Here is a 19,140-nt window from a genome sequence, read left to right as displayed (position 1 = left end):
TGCATATTTTCGACAGCAGATGCGCCGCCCTCCATGCGGAACATTCACCAAGGAATTCCACGAAAGACGGCACAGCTCTAGATATCCCAGCAAAGACAACAAAATGCCGCGAAAGCCCCTGGGTTGAGGGCGCGGGGAGTGCCGCCCGGGGCGGCCCGCCGGGGCCGGCGGATCCGGCCTGTCCGCTGTTGAACCATGCGCAACGGAAACGAACAGCAAAGTTTTGAACCGTGGGCCGTGGCCACTATGGCGCCTCATCGATCTCGGACTCCCTGCTGAACGGCGCACGGCCGGGGCGCAGGGGCGGGCCGCGTCGCCGGGGGTGCGGCCGGCCGCGCGGTGGCCGCTCCCCGGTGCGCGTTTCCACGACCGTCGTCCAACCACCGGACGCCGAGGCGCGCGACGGCGGCGCGACGAGGGCCGGGAGCCGGCCGCGGAGAACGCGGACGGGATACGCGGGCCCGCGCGGACAGGTGCGGTGACCGCACGGGCCCCTCAGGTGGTCGGATCGGGGAAGCCCAGGAGTTCGCGGGTGCGGGCGTACTTCGCGGTCAGCCGCTCGCGGGTGGCGGGGTCGAGCCTGGCCAGCCGCTCCGGGTCCGCGTTGTGGGCCACGTCGGCCTCCTTGATGAGCAGGGCGCCCGGGGTGGCGCGCAGCCGGGTCGCGTACGCCTCAAGGATCTCCCCCGGGCGCCGGGTCATCGCGTCGACCAGCGCCTTGGTGTGCGGCGTCAGCGGTGCCGTGGCCAGCCAGCCGTCGGGGACGACCCCGTCCTCGACCGCGTCGTGCAGCCAGGCCGCCGCGATCTGTTCGGCGCTGCCGCCGCGGCTGCGCACCCCCTCCGCAACCGCCGCCAGGTGCTCCGCGTACGGGCGGCCCGCCTTGTCGCACTGCCCGGCGTGTGCCTCACGGGCCAGCGCCTCGACCTCCGCCAGCGTCAACACCGACATCGTCAACTCCTCGTTCCTTCGCCCGCTGGGCCCGTACCCGCCTCGCCGCGCCGCGGGCCGTGGACGGCGCGTACCCGGGCGGTGCACGAGGGGTGCACCGCCCGGGTACCCAGTTTCACCGGTGGGCCCCGGGGGGGGCGGCCGGTGGGGCGCTACTGGCGCTGGCCCGCGCCGCTCAGGGCCGTCTGGCGCAGGGCCAGGCGGGCCGGCAGGGCGGTGGAGGCCAGGCCGAGCAGGACGGCGGCGCCGGCGATGGAGGCGTACAGGCCGGCCGGGATGTGCGGGGCCTGGCCGGTGATGCCGTGGGTCATCGGGTTGAGCGTGATCAGCGCGATGGCGGTGCCGATGGCCACGCCGGCGCCGCCGACCAACAGGGCCTCCCAGCGGACCATGCCGAGGATCTGCCGCCGGGTCGAGCCGACCAGGCGCAACATGCCCAACTCCCGGCGCCGGTCCAAGACCGTCATGACGAGGGTGTTGGCGGCGGCGACGGCGGCGAATCCGCCCAGGACGACGGCCATGGTGGTGTTGGCCCAGGCGTTGAGTTCGCTGTCCTTGTCCTGGGCCGCCGCGTACCCGTCGGGGTCGGTGACCTCGCCGAGCGGGGCGAGGGCCGCGGCCACCTTCGCCGGGTCGCCGCCCGGGGCCCGCTTGACCAGGACGTCGCTGTCGAACCCGGAGGTCACGTGCGGGGCGAGCGTCGAGCGCGCCAGGGTGAGCTGGGCCAGCCCGAGGCCCCGCCCGTAGGTGGCGACCACCTCGGGGCGGCTGACCGTGCCGTCGGGCAGCACGATCCGCAGCCGCTCGCCGACCTCGACGCCGGTCGCGTCGGCCAGCAGGTGGTCGACGGCGACGGTGCCGGGGCGGCCGATGGCGGCCTGGTCGCCGCTGCGCAGGTCCAGGTCCTGGACGGCGCGCAGTTGGCTGCCGGTGCCGGAGATCCCCTGGGTGGGGACGTTGATCAACATGCGGCTCTCGCCGGAGCCGGTCTGTACGAGGGCGCCGGTGCGCAGCAGGCCGACGGCGGTGGCCACGCCCGGGGTGCGGGCGGCGCGGGCCGCGGTGCCGGCGGGCAGCCCGTCGGGCGAGCTGATGACGTGGTCGGCGACGACTCCGGCGCGGCGCTGGTCGGATGCCGCGTGCGCCTGGCTGGTGTGCAGGAACACCAGGGTCGAGGAGAAGGCCATGGCCAGCACGATGGGGGTGAGGGCGGAGGCGAGTCGGCGGGAGTTGGCGCGGGTGTTGGCCGCCGCGAGGTGGGCGGCGGGGCCGCCGAGGCGCAGCGGCAACCCGATGAGCCAGGCGCAGAGCCGGGCGATGATCGGCCCGAGCAGGCTGACCGCGAGCATGAAGAGCATGACGACGCCGAGTGCGAGGTTGGCCGCGTCGTCGCCGCTCTCCTCGGCCGCGACGCCGGCCAGCGTGATGGCGCCGACCAGCGCGCCGGCGCCCATGACGGTACGGATGACGCCGGGCTTGAAGCGTTCCACCGCGGCCTCGCTGAGCGCCTGGCCCGGCTTGATCTTCGCGGGGCGGCGGGCCGCGAGCAGCCCGGCGCACACCGCGGCGAGCAGCCCGGCGCCGACCGCGCACAGCAGCGGCAGCCAGGTGACGTGGAGTTGGACGCCGTCGGGGATGGCGCCCTTGTCGCGGAGTTGGTCGAACCACCAGTGCGCCAGGGCGATGCCGGGCAGGCAGCCGAGCGCGCCGGCCAGCGGGGCGACCAGCAGGGCCTCGGTCGCCACCGAGCGGCGCAGTTGCCGCGGGGTGGCGCCGATGGCGCGCAGCAGGGCGAACTCGCGGGAGCGCTGGCTGACGCAGAGCGCCACGGTGCCGGCGGTGGTGAAGATCGCGACGAGCGTGGCGACGCCGCCGAAGCTGCCGCCGACGCCGACGAGGACGTCCTTGGCCCCGGCGACGCCGGGCTCTTCCACACCGCCGCGGTCGTCGCCGGTGTGCACCTTGGCCTTGCCGGCCACGGCCCGCTCGACCTGGTCGGCCAGGTCGCCGGTGCTGGTGCCCGGCTTCGGGAGGACGGCGATCGCGTCGATCTTGCCGGGGTGGCCGGAGAGCGCGTCGGCGCGCTGGTCGGTGAGCCAGGCGGTGGGCGCGTTGACGGCGGCCCTGGCGTGCGGCGCGGCGATGCCGGTAACGCGGACCCGGTGGGCGCCGTCGGCGCTGGTCACGGTGGTGTGGGAGCCGACGGTCAGGCGCGCCGCGCGGGCGGTGGCCGCGTCGAGCACGACCTCGTCCGCGGCGCGCGGGGCGGCGCCGCTGGCGAGCTTGGTGCCGGTGAAGGCGGTGGAGCCCCAGCCGTGCGCGGTGACGGTGCCGGCGGTGGTGCGCAGCGGGTAGCTGAGGTCGGGGATGGCGGCGGCGACGCCGGGGGCCCGGGAGACCTTCGTGACCAGGCGGGCGTCGAGCCGCGCGGTGTCGGGCAGCAGCGTGCCCTCCTGGTCGCCGGCGCCGGTCTCGTAGTGGGCCTTCTGCTCCGCCGCTGCGACCACGGGGGCGTCCGCGTACCGCTGGGGCGGCGCGGCTGCCCGTACGCCGCTCTCCAGCAGGATGCCGCAGGCCGAGACGATCAGGGCGGCCATCATCAGGGCGACGAAGGTGCCGGCGAAGGAGGCGGGCTTGAAGCGGATGGCCGCCCGGGCCAGGCCGTTGGTGAGGGAGCGCGCCATCATGCCACCGCCCCTGCCGTCGCGTGGTGCGGGGCCTTGCGGGTGCGTGCGGTGAGGGAGGTCATCCGGGCGGCGATCTGCTCGGCGCTGGGCCGGGTGAGCTGGTCGGCGATGGCGCCGTCGGCGAGGAAGAGCACGCGGTCGGCGTAGCTGGCGGCGGTCGGGTCGTGGGTGACCATGACGACGGTGGCGGCGAGCGCGTCCACGGCGTGCCGCAGCAGGGCCAGCACCTCGGCCGCGGTGCCGGTGTCCAGGGCGCCGGTCGGCTCGTCGGCGAAGACCACGTCGGGCCGGGTGACCAGGGCGCGGGCGATGGCCACGCGCTGTTGCTGGCCGCCGGAGAGCTGGCCGGGGCGGCGGCCGGCGTGGGCGTCGAGGCCGACCTGGGCGAGCACCTGGGCGGCGGCCGTGCGGTCGGGGCGGCGGCCGGCGAGCCGCATCGGGAGCAGCACGTTCTGTTCGACGGTGAGCGAGGGCAGCAGGTTGAACGCCTGGAAGACGAAGCCGAGGCGGCTCCGGCGCAGCGCGGTGAGCTCGTTCTCCTTCATGCCGGTGATCTCGGTGCCGCCGAGCCGCACCGAGCCTTCGGTGGGCCGGTCGAGTCCGGCGGCGCACTGGAGGAAGGTCGACTTGCCCGATCCGGAGGGGCCCATGACGGCGGTGAAGCTGCCGCGGGGCAGGGCGAGGTCGATGCCGCGCAGGGCGTGCACGGTGCCGGAGCCGCGCCCGTACTGGCGGCGCACGCCGCGCAGTTCGACGGCCCAGTCACCGGTGGGCGCGCCGGGCGCGGCCGGCGGCGGGCCGGCGGGGGCCGGGTGGGTGTGGGGCCGGGGCGGTGCGCCGTACGGGGCGTTGGGTGCGGTGCCGTACGCCGGGCCGGGGCCCGTTCCGTGCGGAGCGGCGTGGGCGGCGCCAGATGCAGCGCCGTACGGGGCGCCGTAGGCCGGCGCAGTGCCGGGGGCGGGTGGGACGGGGCCGGGGGTGGGTCGGCCGGGCGTCGGGTGCCCCGCATCCGGCTTGGTGCGACGCCTGTTCCGCAGCCCCATCGTCTGTCCCGTCCTTCGCTGTTGCGGCGCGTGCACCCGGCGGTGCGCAGCGCCTGTGTCCCGGGTGTGGTCGGCACCCGGCTGACGTGGTCTTTCAACACCTCGAACCTACGGATGGCGGGCACCTCGCGGCCATGGCGGTCACCGGCGGATCGGGGGTGGGGAAAACCCGACGGCCGATGCGGGGGATCGGTCCCGGAGCCGGTTCGGGCGAGGGCGCGTACGTTTGTGGAGTGGGACATTCCGGTCTGACGGCAGGGTCGAATAATCGTTTGGTAAACTAATTACATACGACTTCTTGACTCCCCCTTGACCTCACCGTCGGGCCAACCTCTGGAGGAGCCATCGGACACGCGGACACCCTCATCGCCATGGGCGGGGCGTTCCTCGCCGCCGCGGTGCTCGCCCGCCTGGGCGCGCGCATCGGGCTGCCCACCATTCCCCTGTTCATCCTGGCCGGCATCCTGCTGGGCCCCAACACGCCGGGCATCGTCCTGGTGGAAGACCCGCACGAGTTCGAGATGCTCTCGGCGCTCGGCCTGGTCCTGCTGCTCTTCTACCTCGGTCTTGAGTTCCACATGGACGACCTCAAGACCGGTGGCCGCAAGATGGCCATCGCGGGCGGCGCCTATCTCACGCTGAACGTGGGCGCCGGTCTCGTCTTCGGCTTCGCGCTCGGCTGGGGCACCTCCGAGGCGCTGGTGCTCGCCGGTGTGCTCGGCATCTCCTCGTCGGCGATCGTGACGAAGGTCCTGGTGGACCTCGGGCGGATCGGCAATCCGGAGACCAAGCCGATCCTCGGCATCATCGTGGTCGAGGACATCTTCCTCGCGCTCTACCTGGCGGCGCTCCAGCCCGTGATCTCCGGCGCCGACAGCCTGTCGTCGGCCGCGCTCGACGCGGGCAAGGCGTTCGGCTTCCTGCTGGTGCTCGCCGCGCTGGCGCGCTGGGGCATCGACCTGATCGGCCGGCTCTTCGCCACCCGTGACAACGAGCTGCTGGTGATCTCCTTCCTGGGGGCCGCGGTCTTCGTGGCGGGCGTCTCCGAGTGGTTCGGCGTGGCCGATGCGATCGGCGCGTTCATGGTCGGTCTGATGCTCGGCAGCACCGCGTCCGGCAACCGCATCCGCAAGCTCGTGCACCCGCTGCGCGACGCCTTCGGCGCGATCTTCTTCTTCGCCTTCGGCCTCTCCATCGACCCCGGTGACCTGCCGAAGGTGCTCGGCCCGGTGGCCATCGCGGTGGCCGTGACGATCGTGATGAACGTGGCGGCGGGCCAGGTGGCCGCGCGGCTGTACGGGTTCGGCGCCCAGCCCGCGGCGAACATCTCCACCGCGCTGCTGGCCCGGGGCGAGTTCGCGCTGATCCTCGCGACCATGGCGGCGGGCGCGGGCCTGGACGACCGGCTCTCCCCGTTCATCGCCGGCTACGTGCTGATCCTCGCCGTCCTCAGCCCACTGGCGGCGGCCAACGCGCACCTGCTGGCCCGCTTCCTCCCCGGCGGCGACCGGCCCGAGCCGCCCAAGGCCGGCGCGCTCCAAGGCAAGGGCAAAGGCGCGGGGACCGACCCCGAGTAGGCGGCGACGGATGACCGACGCGAGGAGGCCGGGCGCAGCGAGAACGCGCCCGGCCTTTCGCGTACGTGGATGCGTGGCGTACGTGGATGCGTGTGGCGTACGTGGGCGCTGCGCGCAGGTGAGCTTGGCGTACGTGGGCGCCCGCGACGGCGTCTAGTCGCGGCAGATCAGCAGCAGGGCCCGGTCGTCGTTGACGTCCTTGGCCACCGATTCGATCAGGTGCCAGGCCGCGCCCTGGAAGCCGCTGCCCACGTACCGGTCGGCCGCTCCGGTCAGCCGGTCGATGCCGTCGGCGATGTCCCGCTCGGCGGTCTCCACCAGCCCGTCCGTGAAGAGCATCAGCACGTCGCCGGGGCGCAGGCTGCCCTTGACCGGGTCGAACTGCGCCCCGTCGTAGACCCCGAGCAGCGGCCCCTCGGCCGCCACCTCCTCCCACCGCCCGGAGCCGGCGCTCAGGTGCAGCGCGGGCGGGTGGCCGGCTGAGTACAGCTCGTAGTCGCCGCTGTCCAGGTCGAGCACCAGGTGGATGGAGGTCGCGAAGCCCTCGTCCCAGTCCTGGCGCAGCAGGTAGCCGTTAGCCGCGGGCAGGAAGCCGTGCGGCGGCAGCGAGCCGAGCAGCCCGCCGAACGCCCCGGAGAGCAGCAGCGCACGCGACGCGGCGTCCATGCCCTTGCCCGACACGTCGGTGAGCACCACTTCCAGGGTGCGGTCGCCGCCGGTGCGGGCCGCGACCACGAAGTCGCCGGAGAAGGACTGGCCACCGGCCGGGCGCAAGGACATCTCGCGGTGCCAGCCGCGCGGCAGCGAGGGCAGCTTGCTCTGCACCCGGATGCGTTCGCGCAGGTCGAAGAGCATGGTGCCGCCGCCGCGCCAGGGCACCCCGACCCGGCTGCGGAACTGGGCGATCAGCAGTCCGAGGAAGCCGACCGCGGCCACCACCAGGATGGTGCCGGCCGTCACCCGGTCCTCGCCGCCGATGTACGACTGGACCAGCGCCGCCTCGATGATCAGGGCCGCGGCCGAGGTCGCGTACAGCGCGAGCAGGCTGGCCGGGCGCAGCAGCAGGCCGCCGGCGACGATCGGCAGCACCAGGGCGGCCGGGTCGCACCAGTCGGGCCAGGCGATGGTGCCGGCGGCGATCGCGGGGACCGAGACGAGCAGGACGGCGAGGGCCAGCCAGTCGGAGCCGTCCCCGCGGAAGTAGTCCACCCCCGCCTTGCGCACGCTGGTGCGGGCCCGGTGGAGCGCCTTGCGCATCCGGGCCGTCGGGGTCTCCACACTTCCGGTCATCGCATCGGGACCTTATCCACCCGCCACCATGCTCCGCACATTTCTCCGTCTCCGACGCTTCGCATGGTCGCCCCGACGTCAGGTTGTCGGCTACGCCCCCATTCACCGGCCAAGAAGGGAATCTTAAGCGAAATGCGTTCGCCTGTGCGGGTACGAGGCGGATGGGCCGATGCGTAGCGAGGGGATCACCCCATGCTGCGGACGATCGCGTACGGCGTGTGGTAGGGGCCCGGGCGGTCGGCGAGCGTACGGCGGGCCGGCTGCGCGGGCGGCACAAACGGCCCGAAATCGGCGGGTGGGCGCCGGGGCCGAGGCTCAGGGGCGGCGTTGGCAGCCCGGGCACCAGAAGAGGTTGCGGGCGGCGAGTTCGGCGGTGCGGATCTCGGCGCCGCAGAGGTGGCAGGGCTGGCCGGCCCGGCGGTAGACGTACACCTCTCCCCCGTGGTCGTCCACCCGGGGCGGGCGGCCCATGGCCTCGGGCAGGTGCTCGGGCCGCACCGTGTCGATGCGGTTGTTCCGGACGCCCTCGCGCATCAGCACGATCAGGTCGGCCCAGATCGCGTCCCACTGGGCGCGGGTGAGGTCACGGCCGGCCAGGTACGGGTCGATGCCGTGCCGGAACAGCACCTCGGCGCGGTACACGTTGCCCACGCCGGCGATCACCTTCTGGTCCATCAGGAGCGCGGCGACGGTGGAGCGGCTGCGGGCGATGCGCCGCCAGGCGGCGTCCCCGTCCGCGCTCGGGTCGACGTCCGCCGCGCGGCGGGCCCCGGCCGGCGGGCCGACCACCCGCAGCGGGTCGGGGCCGAGCCGGTCGTGTATCGCCTGCTTCTCGCCGTCGGTGATCAGGGCGCAGGTCGTCGGGCCGCGCAGGTCGGCGTGGGCGGTGGGGCCCACCAGCCGCAGCCGCACGGTGTCGGTGGCCGGCGGCGCCGGGACCGGGCCGAAGCCGAGCTTGCCGAAGAGGCCGAGGTGGATGTGGACCCAGCCGGCGGCGGCGAAGCCGAGGAAGAGGTGCTTGCCGTGGGCGTCGGCCGCGGTCAGCGGCTGGCCGTCGATCAGTGCCGCGGCGTCGGCGAACTTCCCCTGGGGGCTGCTCGCCGCGAGCGGCCGGTCGGCGAAGCGCTCCCGGTAGTCCGCGGCGAGACGGTGGATCGTATGCCCCTCAGGCACGCTGGGTTCCTCCGGCGCACGCGGCGGCGAACGGCGGCCGTCCGCCGCCGCCCACCGGGCGTACGCGCTGGTCAGGGGCCGGACGGGACGCCGGCCCCGGGGGTTGGGGCTGGGTAATCGGAGCGGGCTCCCCGGGCGCGCGGAGCAGGGCCCTGCGCCCGGGGAGCCGGTCGCTCAGGGCTGCTGCGGGTGGTGGTCCGGGATGGCCGGCAGGGTGCCGGTCAGCTCGTACGCCGAGAGCATGTCGATGCGGCGGGTGTGCCGCTCCTCGCCCGAGTACGGGGTCGTCAGGAACGCCTCGACGAAGCCGGTGGCCTCCTGCTCGGTGTGCATCCGGGCGCCGATGCTGAGCACGTTGGCGTTGTTGTGCTCGCGGCCGAGGCGGGCGGTCTCCTCGCTCCAGGCCAGCGCCGCACGCACGCCCTTCACCTTGTTCGCGGCGATTTGCTCGCCGTTGCCCGAGCCGCCGATGACGATGCCGAGGCTGCCCTCGTCCGCGACGGTGCGCTCGGCGGCGCGGAGGCAGAACGGCGGGTAGTCGTCCTGGGCGTCGAAGATGTGCGGGCCGCAGTCGACGGGCTCGTGGCCGGCTGCGGTGAGCCACTCCACGAGGTGGTTCTTCAGTTCATAGCCGGCATGGTCGGAGCCGAGGTACACGCGCATGAGCAGAGTGTGGCACGGGCGGCCCCGGGTAGGAGCGCACGGGTCTGGAAGATCGCGATCCGACGCACAACGATTTGGAATCGCGTCTTCCACTCGACTTCACCCTGAGTTTGAATGCCGAAGCCGCACATCGCACCAGCAAAGCGAAGGAACGCGCAATGAGCACGCAGTCGCCCCCCGTCAAAGAGGACGGGGACCAGGGCGCTTCCAGAGCCCAGGACGCAGCATCCGGTGACGGCCTGAAGGCCGGCCTGAAGAACAGACACCTGTCGATGATCGCGATCGGCGGCGTCATCGGCGCCGGCCTGTTCGTCGGCTCGGGCGCCGGCATCGCCAAGGCCGGCCCCGGCATCCTCATCTCGTACGCGATCGCCGGTCTGCTGGTGGTCCTGGTGATGCGGATGCTCGGCGAGATGGCGGCGGCCGACCCCTCGTCGGGCTCGTTCTCGGCGTACGCGGACCGCTCGCTCGGGCGCTGGGCGGGCTTCACCATCGGCTGGCTGTACTGGTTCTTCTGGGTCGTGGTGCTCGCCGTGGAGGCGACCGCGGCGGCCGGCATCCTCACCGACTGGGTGCCCGCGGTGCCGCAGTGGGCCTGGGCGCTGCTGGTGATGGTGGTGCTGACGGCGACCAATTTGGCCTCGGTCGGCTCGTACGGCGAGTTCGAGTTCTGGTTCGCCGGCATCAAGGTGGTGGCGATCGCCGCGTTCATCGTGATCGCCGGGCTCGCCGTGTTCGGCGTGCTGCCGGGCACCGACGCGGTCGGCACCGAGAACCTGACCGGCAACGGCGGCTTCCTGCCCAACGGTCCCGGCACCATCCTCTCCGGCATGTTGCTGGTCGTCTTCTCCTTCATGGGGAGCGAGATCGTCACGCTGGCCGCCGGCGAGTCGGCCGAGCCGGCGAAGATGGTCAGCCGGGCGACCAACAGCGTCATCTGGCGGATCGGCATCTTCTACCTGGGCTCGATCCTGCTGGTGGTCACGCTGCTGCCGTGGGACTCCAAGGCCCTGGTGGACGAGGGCCCTTACGTCGCCGCGCTGAACAAGATCGGCATCGATCACGCCGGGACGATCATGGACGTGATCGTGGTGACCGCGGTGCTCTCCTGTCTGAACTCCGGCCTGTACACCGCGTCCCGGATGGCGTTCTCGCTCGGCCAGCGCGGGGACGCGCCGGCGTCCTTCGCCCGGGTGGACAAGCGGGGCGTGCCGGCGGTGGCGATCTGGTCGTCGGTGGCCTTCGGCTTCGTCGCGGTGATCTTCAACTACACCTCGCCCGACACCGTCTTCGAGTTCCTGCTGAACTCCTCCGGCGCGGTCGCCCTCTTCGTGTGGCTGGTGATCTGCTTCTCGCAGTTGCGGATGCGACCGGTCATCGAGCGCGAGATGCCCGAGCGGCACACGGTGCGGATGTGGCTCTACCCGTACCTCACGTACGCCACGATCGCGCTCATCGTCTTCATCCTCGGCTACATGCTGTACGACGACGACGGCCGCGAAATGATGGTGCTCTCGCTGGTGGTCGGCGCATTGGTACTGGTCACCAGCCTGGTGCTGGACCGCAGGCGGCGGCGCGCGGCGACGGTGCCGAGCCAGCGCTCCTGAGCCGGGCGGCGGCCCCCGACCCGCGCCGCGCCGGGGCCGCCCGCTCCCGGACATGCCGACGCCCCTGTGACCGATGAGGTCGCAGGGGCGTCGGCGTGTTCGCGGGCTACGCGTGCGGCGCGGGCTGATGCCGGGCCGTACGGGCCGACCGGCGCGGGCCCGCGGCCTGCTCGGCGGACCCGGGTGAGGGCCCGGGCGGCGGTCCCGCGGCGCGGCGCCGGTTCGGTCAGCCGCGCCGGTCGAGCAGTCGCCAGGCGGTCGGCAGCAGCCCCATCGCGAGCGCCACCTTGAGCGCGTCGCCGAGCAGGAACGGGGTGAGGCCGGCCGCGACCGCGTCCGAGAGCGAGATGTCCAGGGACAGGGCCAGGTACGGCACGCCGACGGCGTAGATGATCGCGGAGCCGACGGCCATCGTGCCGACCGTGCGGACCATGCCGCGGTCGCCGCCGCGGCGGGCCAGCGCGCCGACCGCGGTGGCGGCGAGCATCATGCCGATGACGTAGCCGAAGGACGGCGCGGTGGCGCCCGATGCGCCCTCCGCGAACCAGGGCATGCCCGCCATGCCGACCAGCGCGTACACCAGGAGCGAGAGCAGCCCGCGGCCGGCGCCGAGCGAGGCGCCCACCAGCAGGGCGGCGAAGGTCTGGCCGGTGACCGGCACCGGCGAGCCCGGCACCGGGACGGCGATCTGGGCGGCGATGCCGGTCAGCGCGGCGCCGCCGACGACCAGCGCCGCGTCGCGGACCCGGGCCCGCCCGGCGGTGGGCGTGTGCAGCAGGTCGGCCAGGACCGCGCCGGGCCTGGTGGTGGCAGTGGTGAGCGTGCTCAACGTTTCTCCCCGATTGGATGGGCGGTACAGCGGAACAGGGCGACGTTAACCCAGCCCTTATCGCCCGCTCACCGTGAAATGACCACAAGGCGGTCGGCGTGGCCTTGGCGGGTCCGGTACCTGCCAAGGCGCCCCCGCAACACGCTGCGACATCGCCGTTTTCGCTGGTCGCGTGATGCTCATCACGAAGCGGGCGGGAGCGCCCCGATCGTTTTGCGGTGGGCCGCACGGGCCGGTGACACTGTGGGCTCCCGCCCCCACGAGAGTACGAGCACCATGCACGACAGTCCCCCCTCCGGCCCGAGTGGCACCGCAGAGCCGCTGGTCGGCGGGCTCAAACCGCGGCACATGACCATGCTCGGGCTCGGCGGGGTGATCGGGGCGGGGCTGTTCGTCGGCTCCGGCGCCGGGATCGCGGTGGCCGGGCCCGGCATCGTCCTCTCGTACCTGATCGCCGGCGCGCTCGCGATGCTGGTGATGCGGATGCTGGGCGAGATGTCGGCGGCGCTGCCCGCCTCCGGCGCGTTCTCGGTGCACGCGGAGCGGGCGCTCGGGCGCTGGGCCGGCTTCTCGGTGGGCTGGCTCTACTGGTTCCTGCTGGTGGTGGTGTTGGCGGTGGAGGCCACGGGCGCGGCGGGGATCGCGCACGGCTGGGTGCCCGCGGTGCCGCAGTGGACGTGGGTGCTGCTGTTCATGGTGGTGTTCACGGCGGCGAACCTGGTGGCGGTCAAGAACTTCGGCGAGTTCGAGTTCTGGTTCGCCACCTTGAAGGTCGGCGCGATCATGCTCTTCCTCGTGCTGGGGCTGCTGGCGATCTGCGGGCTGCTGCCGGAGACCGAAGCGGTGGGCCTGGCCAACCTGACCGGGCACGGCGGCTTCCTGCCCGAGGGGTGGGGCGGGGTGGTCTCCGGGGTGCTGGCGGTGGTCTTCGCCTTCGGCGGCCTTGAGGTGGTCACCATCGCGGCGGCCGAGTCGGACGACCCGGCGCACGCGGTGGGCCGTGCGGTGCGCAGCGCGGTGTGGCGGATCGTCTTCTTCTACATCGGCTCGATGCTGGTGATCGTGACCGTGCTGCCGTGGACCGCGATGGAGCCCGGCAAGAGCCCGTACGTGGCGGTGCTCGACCACATCGGGGTGCCGGCGGCCGGGCAGATCATGAACGTGGTGGTCTTCGTGGCGCTGCTGTCGGCGCTCAACGCCAACCTCTACGGCTCCTCGCGGATGGTCTTCTCGCTCGCCGAGCGGGGCGAGGCGCCGCGCGCCCTGTTGCGGGTCACCGCGGGCGGGGTGCCGCGGCGCGCGGTGTTCGCCTCGGTCGCCTTCGGATTCGTCTCCGTGCTGCTCAATCTGAAGTGGCCGGATTCCATCTTTCACTACCTGCTGAACGCGGTCGGTGCGGTGCTGCTCTTCGTCTGGGCGCTGATTGCCCTTTCGCAACTGCGGCTGCGGGCTCGGATGACACCGGACGAGGTGGCTGCGCTGCCCCTGCGGATGTGGGGTTTTCCCTGGTTGACGCGGGTGGCGCTGGGCGCGATGGCGGTGGTCCTGGTACTGATGCTGACCGACCGCGATGCGCGCCCGCAACTGCTGTGGTCGACTGGAGCGACGGCTCTCGTGCTGGTGGTGGCAGGGGTACGGGAGTGGTCCAGTCGGCGCGAAAAGGATGAACGCCTACCAACCTGACGACCGGTCGGGTACGGAGCGTCACCACCCGGTCTGGATATCGGACAGGGCTGTCCGAACTGTTGTCCTGAGCGAACACCGACCCCACACTGGGGCCTTCATGTGCACCTCAGGGCTCTCACGGACTGGATCGATATCAGCATGAACTCGACACCCGCGCCCTCTGCGCCGGAGGGCGAGCCGCCCGGCTCGGTGACGGACGGCAACGGAACCAGCGGCTCCAAAGGCGTTGTTCTAGGCCACGGCCTCAAGCAGCGACATCTGTCGATGATCGCGCTGGGCGGTGTGATCGGCGCCGGCCTGTTCGTCGGCTCCGGTGCGGGGATCGCGGCGGCGGGGCCCGCCATCGTGTGCGCGTACGCGGTCTCCGGCCTGTTGGTCATGCTGGTCATGCGGATGCTGGGCGAGATGGCCGCGGCCAATCCGGCCTCCGGCTCCTTCTCGGTGCACGCCGAGCGCTCGCTCGGGCCGTGGGCCGGGTTCACCGCCGGCTGGATGTTCTGGCTGCTGCTGTGCGTCGCGGTGGCGGTCGAGGGCATCGGCGCCGCCAACATCATGGTCGACTGGTTTCCGGACACCGAGTCCTGGATGTGGGTCGCCCTGTTCATGGTGATGTTCACCGTCACCAACCTGGCGGCGGTGAGCAACTTCGGCGAGTTCGAGTTCTGGTTCGCCACCCTGAAGGTGCTGGCCATCGCGGCCTTCCTGGTGCTGGGCGTGCTGGCCATCATCGGCGCGCTGCCCGGCACCGACGCGCCGGGCACCGACAACCTCACCGGTGACGGCGGCTTCCTGCCCAACGGTGTGGACGGCCTGGTGGTGGGCCTGTTGGCCTCCGTGTTCGCCTTCGGTGGCCTGGAGACGGTGACCATCGCAGCCGCCGAGTCCGAGCACCCGCGGCAGGGCGTGGCGAAGGCGGTGCGCACCGCGATGTGGCGCATCGGCCTCTTCTACGTCGGCTCGATGGTGATCATCGTGACGCTCATCCCGTGGGACAAGGCGGCGATCGTCAACGAGGGCCCGTACGTCGCGGTCCTCGACCACCTCGACATCCCGGCGGCCGGCGAGACGATGAACGTGATCGTGCTGATCGCGCTGCTCTCGGCGATGAACGCCAACATCTACGGCGCCTCCCGGATGGCGTACTCGCTGGTCGCCCGCGGGCAGGGCCCGACGATCCTGAGCCGGGTCACCGGCGGCGTGCCGCGGCACGCGGTGGTCGCGTCTGCCGCCTTCGGCTTCCTCGCGGTGCTGTTCAACTACTGGTGGCCGGACACCATCTTCAAGTGGCTGCTGAACATGGTGGGCGCCGCGGTGCTCGTGGTCTGGGGCTTCATCGCCGCGGCCCAGCTCAAGATGCGGCAGCAGTTGGAGCGCGAGGCGCCCGACAAGCTCATCGTGCGGATGTGGCTCTTCCCGTACCTGACCTGGGTCGCGCTGGCCGGTACGGCGGGCGTGCTGCTGCTGATGCTGCGCGAGGACGACACCCGTACGCAGCTCTTCTTCACCGCCTCGCTCGCGGTGATCTTCGCCATCGTCGGCTACGTGCGGCAGCGCGCCGCGGCGGCCGGCGGCCCGGGCAGTGGTTCGGGCAGCGGCACGGGCGGCGGCGCCGGGCCGCTGGCCAAGGACGCGTCCGGCAGCTAACCGGACCGCACATCGACCGGCGCCCGCCGACGGGTCGCCAGCACTCCCGCGAGGCGGGGTGGTTCCTCAGACCGGGGAACCACCCCGCCTCAGCCTTTTGGACCAGGTCAGCGCCGCTCCATGGCGCGAAATGGTCTTGCTGGTAGCGTGCACTTGCAAGTTAATTGCAATAAGCAGTCGGAGGGCTCGGCATGGCCATCTACACACTTCCTGAACTTCCGTACGACTACGCGGCGCTGGCCCCGGTGATCAGCCCCGAGATCATCGAGCTGCACCACGACAAGCACCACGCCGCCTACGTCAAGGGCGCCAACGACACTGTGGAGCAGCTCGCGGAGGCCCGGGACAAGGACCAGTGGGGCGCGATCAACGGCCTGGAGAAGAACCTGGCCTTCCACCTGTCCGGGCACATCCTGCACAGCATCTACTGGCACAACATGACCGGTGACGGCGGCGGCGAGCCGCTGGAGGCGGACGGCGTGGGCGACCTGGCGGGCGCCATCACCGAGTCGTTCGGTTCCTTCGCCAAGTTCAAGGCGCATCTGACCAAGGCCGCCGCCACCACCCAGGGTTCGGGCTGGGGCGTGCTGGCGTACGAGCCGGTCAGCGGCCGACTCGTGGTCGAGCAGGTCTACGACCACCAGGGCAACGTCGGTCAGGGCTCGGTGCCGATCCTGGTCTTCGACGCCTGGGAGCACGCCTTCTACCTCCAGTACAAGAACCAGAAGGTGGACTTCATCGAGGCGATGTGGCAGGTCGTCAACTGGCAGGACGTCGCCAAGCGCTACCGCTCGGCCACCGAGCGGGCGCAGAGCCTGCTGCTCGCCCCCTGACCCCGCGCGGCGCCGGGCACCGGCTCGATCCGGCCCGCCCCGGCGTGATCGGTCTGCTCCGGTCCGGACCGACCCGTCCCGCCTGGGCCCACCTGGCCGGTGAGGCCGGTGCCCGCGCCGCCGCACCCCGCCGAGCCGGCGCCCCAGACCTCCTGCTCACGTGATCGTCTTCTCACCCTTCACGTAGGCGGGCGGAAATGAAGAGAGCAAGGCCCCCACGCGGTCGACTCGCGTGGGGGCCTTGTGCGTGCCCGACCCTGCCACGTACCACCGGCCCCCGTCACCGCTCGGGCCCCACGCCGGCGCGTTCCCCGGCATGGCCGGCCACCATTCCCTCCCTTTATGAGCTCCGTGCAGCACGCATGAAATGATTCCTACTGACCTACACATGAGACGAAGACGAGGGAGTCCCGTCGTGCCCGGTGAGAACCTGACCCGTGAAGAGGCCCGCACCCGGGCCCAGCTACTCACCGTGGACGCGTATGACATCGCGCTCGACGTGCGCAGCGCCCTCGGCCCCGACGAGAGCGCCGGGGCGGTGCGCACCTTCCGCTCCACCACGACCATCAGGTTCCGCTCGGCGACGGTGGGCGCCGCCTCCTTCGCCGACCTGCTGGCGCCCTCGATCACGGCGATCACGCTGAACGGGCGGGCGCTCGACCCGGCCGAGGTCTACGACGGTGCCCGGATCGCGCTGGCCGACCTGGCGGCGGAGAACGTGCTGACGGTGGACGCGCAGTGCGCGTTCAGCAAGACCGGCCAGGGCCTGCACCGCTTCGTGGACCCCGAGGACGGCGAGGTCTACCTCTACACGCACTTCGAGCCGGCCGACGCCCGCCGGGTCTTCACCAACTTCGAGCAGCCCGACCTGAAGGCGCCCTTCACCTTCGCGGTGACCGCGCCCGAGGGCTGGACCGTGCTCAGCAACGGCGACCTGGACGGCGAGCCGACCCCGACCGACGGCGGCGGCACCCACACCCGCTTCGTGCCGACCAAGCCGATCTCCACGTACATCACGGCCGTCGTCGCCGGCCCGTACCACTACGAGCACGCCCACTACAGCCGCACCTTCGCCGACGGCAGCACCCTGGAGATCCCGCTCGGCGCGCTCTGCCGCAAGGGGCTGGCCAAGCACTTCGACGCGGACGACATCTTCACCGTCACCAAGCAGGGCTTCGACTTCTTCCACGACCGGTTCGACTTCCCGTACCCGTTCGGCAAGTACGACCAGGCGTTCGTGCCCGAGTACAACATCGGTGCGATGGAGAACCCGGGCTGCGTCACCTTCCGCGAGGAGTACGTCTTCCGCGGCAAGGTCACCCAGACGTCCTACGAGGCCCGCAGCAACACCCTGCTGCACGAGATGGCCCACATGTGGTTCGGCGACCTGGTCACCATGGAGTGGTGGGACGACCTGTGGCTGAAGGAGTCCTTCGCCGACTTCATGGGCGCGTACGCACTGGTGGGCGCCACCCGCTTCACGGACGGCTGGATCACCTTCGCCAACCGCCGCAAGAGCTGGGCCTACCGCGCCGACCAGCTCTCCTCCACGCACCCGATCACCGCCGACATCCGGGACCTGGAGGACGCCAAGCTCAACTTCGACGGCATCACGTACGCCAAGGGCGCCTCCGCGCTCAAGCAGCTCGTCGCCTACGTCGGCGAGGAGGCGTTCCTTGAGGGCGCCCGCCGCTACTTCAAGCAGCACGCGTACGGCAACACCACCCTCGGCGACCTGCTCACGGTGTTGCAGGAGACCTCGGGCCGCGACATGGCCGCCTGGTCCGCGGCCTGGCTCCAGACCGCCGGCGTCAACGTGCTGACCCCGCAGGTCACCTATGACGCGGCCGGCAAGATCACCGAGCTGTCGGTGCGGCAGGAGGCGGCGACCGACTACCCGACGCTGCGCCCGCACCGGATCGCGGTCGGCCTCTACCGGCGCGCCGGCGGCGAGCTCAAGCGGTACGCGCAGGCCGAGGTGGACGTGGCCGGCCCCGGCACCGCCGTGCCCGACCTGGTGGGCGTGGAGCGGCCGGACCTGATCCTGCTCAACGACGAGGACCTGACGTACTGCAAGGTCCGCTTCGACGAGGGCTCGCTGGCCACCCTGCGCGGGCACCTGGGCGAGTTGTCGGACCCGATGGCGCGCGCCCTGTGCTGGTCGGCACTGTGGAACCTGACCCGCGACGGGCTGATGCCGGCCCGCGACTTCCTCTCCCTGGTCGAGACGTTCGCCGGCACGGAGAGCGACATCGGCGTGTTGCAGATGGTGCAGTCCTGGGCGGGGTACGCACTGGCGCACTACGCGACGCCGGCCTCGCGCGAGGCGGCCGGGCAGGCGCTGGCCCAGGCGGCGCTGCGGGAGCTGCGGCAGGCGGTGCCCGGCAGCGGGCACCAGTTGGCGTGGGCCCGCTTCTTCGCCGGCCTGGCCAGCGGCGAAGGCGACCTCCAGTTGCTGAGCGGGCTGCTGGCCGGCGGGGCCAAGATCGACGGCCTCGACGTGGACCAGGAGCTGCGCTGGGCGTTCTTGGCCACGCTGGCCGCGCACGGCGCCGCCGACGCCGCGCAGATCGACGCCGAACTGGCCCGCGACGACACCGCGTCCGGCAAGCGGCACCAGGTGCGCTGCCTGGCCGCGCGCCCGCTGGCCGAGGTCAAGGCGGCGGCGTGGGAGTCGGTGGTGGACCGCGACGAGCTGTCCAACGCGCTGGTGGAGGCGACCATCGCCGGCTTCACCCAGTCGCACCAGCGCGAACTGCTCGCCCCGTTCGCGCCGCGCTATCTGGCGGCCCTGGAGCGGGTGTGGCAGGAGCGTTCCATCGAGATCGGGATGTCCGTGGTCACGGGGCTGTTCCCGCTGGTCCAGGGCGACCAGGCGACGCTGGACGCCGTCGAGGGCTGGCTCACCGCGCACCCGGACGCGGCACCGGCGCTGCGCCGCCTGGTCGCCGAGGGCCGCGACGACCTGGCCCGCGCGGTGCGGGCACAGGCTTGCGACGCGGTGTGAGGACGGCTCGCGGGACGGCGCGGGGGCGGCTTGCGGCGCGGCTTGGGTGCGTACGGCCGGCTGCGGTACGCGACTTGTCGCTGATGGCGCGTTGCTGACGCGCTGACGGCGCCGCGCGATGACCGTCCGGTGGCGGCAGGAGGACTCCTC

13 protein-coding genes are annotated in these 19,140 nt (G+C 72.4%); 6 read left to right on the top strand and 7 right to left on the bottom strand.

Annotation, left to right across the window (positions count from 1 at the left end):
* Positions 1-495: 495 nt before the first annotated feature.
* The 3 genes from ACMA1D_RS26635 to ACMA1D_RS26625 form a co-directional block, all read right to left on the bottom strand.
* Positions 496-951, bottom strand: coding sequence for an HD domain-containing protein (locus ACMA1D_RS26635; protein WP_414726548.1), 456 nt, complete (start codon positions 949-951; stop codon positions 496-498).
* Positions 952-1,103: 152 nt separating this feature from the next.
* Complete coding sequence (locus ACMA1D_RS26630; protein WP_414726572.1) at positions 1,104-3,635, bottom strand: FtsX-like permease family protein; 2,532 nt, start codon at positions 3,633-3,635, stop codon at positions 1,104-1,106.
* Positions 3,635-4,387, bottom strand: a complete 753-nt coding sequence (locus tag ACMA1D_RS26625) for an ABC transporter ATP-binding protein (RefSeq protein ID WP_414726571.1) — start codon at positions 4,385-4,387, stop codon at positions 3,635-3,637. The genes ACMA1D_RS26630 and ACMA1D_RS26625 overlap by 1 nt, the downstream gene beginning before the upstream one ends.
* 665 nt (positions 4,388-5,052) lie before the next feature.
* Here ACMA1D_RS26625 and ACMA1D_RS26620 point away from each other — a divergent pair.
* Positions 5,053-6,258 (top strand): cation:proton antiporter, encoded by a 1,206-nt coding sequence (locus tag ACMA1D_RS26620; RefSeq protein ID WP_414726547.1) that lies wholly within the window; start codon positions 5,053-5,055, stop codon positions 6,256-6,258.
* Between the two features lie 153 nt (positions 6,259-6,411).
* Here the strand turns inward: ACMA1D_RS26620 and ACMA1D_RS26615 are convergent, their stop codons facing one another.
* From ACMA1D_RS26615 to ACMA1D_RS26605, 3 genes are all read right to left on the bottom strand, one after another.
* On the bottom strand, positions 6,412-7,548 hold the full coding sequence (locus ACMA1D_RS26615; RefSeq protein ID WP_414726546.1) for a PP2C family protein-serine/threonine phosphatase: 1,137 nt from the start codon (positions 7,546-7,548) through the stop codon (positions 6,412-6,414).
* 315 nt (positions 7,549-7,863) lie between these two features.
* Positions 7,864-8,721, bottom strand: coding sequence for an Fpg/Nei family DNA glycosylase (locus tag ACMA1D_RS26610; RefSeq protein WP_414726545.1), 858 nt, complete (start codon positions 8,719-8,721; stop codon positions 7,864-7,866).
* A 174-nt stretch (positions 8,722-8,895) separates the two neighbouring features.
* Complete coding sequence (locus ACMA1D_RS26605) at positions 8,896-9,384, bottom strand: ribose-5-phosphate isomerase (RefSeq protein WP_414726544.1); 489 nt, start codon at positions 9,382-9,384, stop codon at positions 8,896-8,898.
* A gap of 158 nt (positions 9,385-9,542) precedes the next feature.
* Between ACMA1D_RS26605 and ACMA1D_RS26600 the strand changes: the two genes are divergently transcribed.
* Positions 9,543-10,991 (top strand): amino acid permease, encoded by a 1,449-nt coding sequence (locus tag ACMA1D_RS26600; protein ID WP_414726543.1) that lies wholly within the window; start codon positions 9,543-9,545, stop codon positions 10,989-10,991.
* Positions 10,992-11,217: 226 nt separating this feature from the next.
* Here ACMA1D_RS26600 and ACMA1D_RS26595 read toward each other — a convergent pair whose 3' ends face one another.
* Positions 11,218-11,820 carry a biotin transporter BioY gene (locus ACMA1D_RS26595; protein ID WP_414726542.1) on the bottom strand — a complete coding sequence of 201 codons (603 nt, stop codon included), beginning with the start codon at positions 11,818-11,820 and terminating at the stop codon, positions 11,218-11,220.
* 276 nt (positions 11,821-12,096) lie between these two features.
* Here ACMA1D_RS26595 and ACMA1D_RS26590 point away from each other — a divergent pair, with 276 nt between their 5' ends.
* The 4 genes from ACMA1D_RS26590 (at position 12,097) to pepN (ending at position 18,990) form a co-directional block, all read left to right on the top strand.
* Positions 12,097-13,503, top strand: coding sequence for an amino acid permease (locus ACMA1D_RS26590; RefSeq protein WP_414726541.1), 1,407 nt, complete (start codon positions 12,097-12,099; stop codon positions 13,501-13,503).
* Between the two features lie 141 nt (positions 13,504-13,644).
* Complete coding sequence (locus ACMA1D_RS26585; RefSeq protein WP_414726540.1) at positions 13,645-15,150, top strand: amino acid permease; 1,506 nt, start codon at positions 13,645-13,647, stop codon at positions 15,148-15,150.
* Positions 15,151-15,341: 191 nt separating this feature from the next.
* The gene (locus ACMA1D_RS26580) at positions 15,342-15,983 is read left to right on the top strand and encodes a superoxide dismutase (protein WP_414726539.1); all 642 of its coding nucleotides are present in this window, start codon (positions 15,342-15,344) and stop codon (positions 15,981-15,983) included.
* A 415-nt stretch (positions 15,984-16,398) separates the two neighbouring features.
* Positions 16,399-18,990, top strand: a complete 2,592-nt coding sequence (gene pepN, locus ACMA1D_RS26575; protein WP_414726538.1) for an aminopeptidase N — start codon at positions 16,399-16,401, stop codon at positions 18,988-18,990.
* Positions 18,991-19,140 lie beyond the last annotated feature (150 nt).

Source organism: Streptomyces sp. 796.1, from assembly GCF_047525675.1.
Taxonomy (GTDB): Bacteria; Actinomycetota; Actinomycetes; order Streptomycetales; family Streptomycetaceae; genus Streptomyces.
The sequence above is the reverse complement of the archived record's forward strand: the minus strand, read 5'-3'. Positions and strand labels throughout refer to the sequence as shown.

What these genes read in the sequence shown, in the direction of transcription:
- ACMA1D_RS26635 (WP_414726548.1), bottom strand. Translation starts at nt 951, where the DNA reads ATGTCGGTGTTGACGCTGGCGGAGGTCGAGGCGCTGGCCCGTGAGGCA.
- ACMA1D_RS26630 (WP_414726572.1), bottom strand. Translation starts at nt 3,635, where the DNA reads ATGGCGCGCTCCCTCACCAACGGCCTGGCCCGGGCGGCCATCCGCTTC.
- ACMA1D_RS26620 (WP_414726547.1), top strand. Translation starts at nt 5,053, where the DNA reads ATGGGCGGGGCGTTCCTCGCCGCCGCGGTGCTCGCCCGCCTGGGCGCG.
- ACMA1D_RS26615 (WP_414726546.1), bottom strand. Translation starts at nt 7,548, where the DNA reads ATGACCGGAAGTGTGGAGACCCCGACGGCCCGGATGCGCAAGGCGCTC.
- ACMA1D_RS26605 (WP_414726544.1), bottom strand. Translation starts at nt 9,384, where the DNA reads ATGCGCGTGTACCTCGGCTCCGACCATGCCGGCTATGAACTGAAGAAC.
- ACMA1D_RS26600 (WP_414726543.1), top strand. Translation starts at nt 9,543, where the DNA reads ATGAGCACGCAGTCGCCCCCCGTCAAAGAGGACGGGGACCAGGGCGCT.
- ACMA1D_RS26590 (WP_414726541.1), top strand. Translation starts at nt 12,097, where the DNA reads ATGCACGACAGTCCCCCCTCCGGCCCGAGTGGCACCGCAGAGCCGCTG.
- ACMA1D_RS26585 (WP_414726540.1), top strand. Translation starts at nt 13,645, where the DNA reads ATGAACTCGACACCCGCGCCCTCTGCGCCGGAGGGCGAGCCGCCCGGC.
- ACMA1D_RS26580 (WP_414726539.1), top strand. Translation starts at nt 15,342, where the DNA reads ATGGCCATCTACACACTTCCTGAACTTCCGTACGACTACGCGGCGCTG.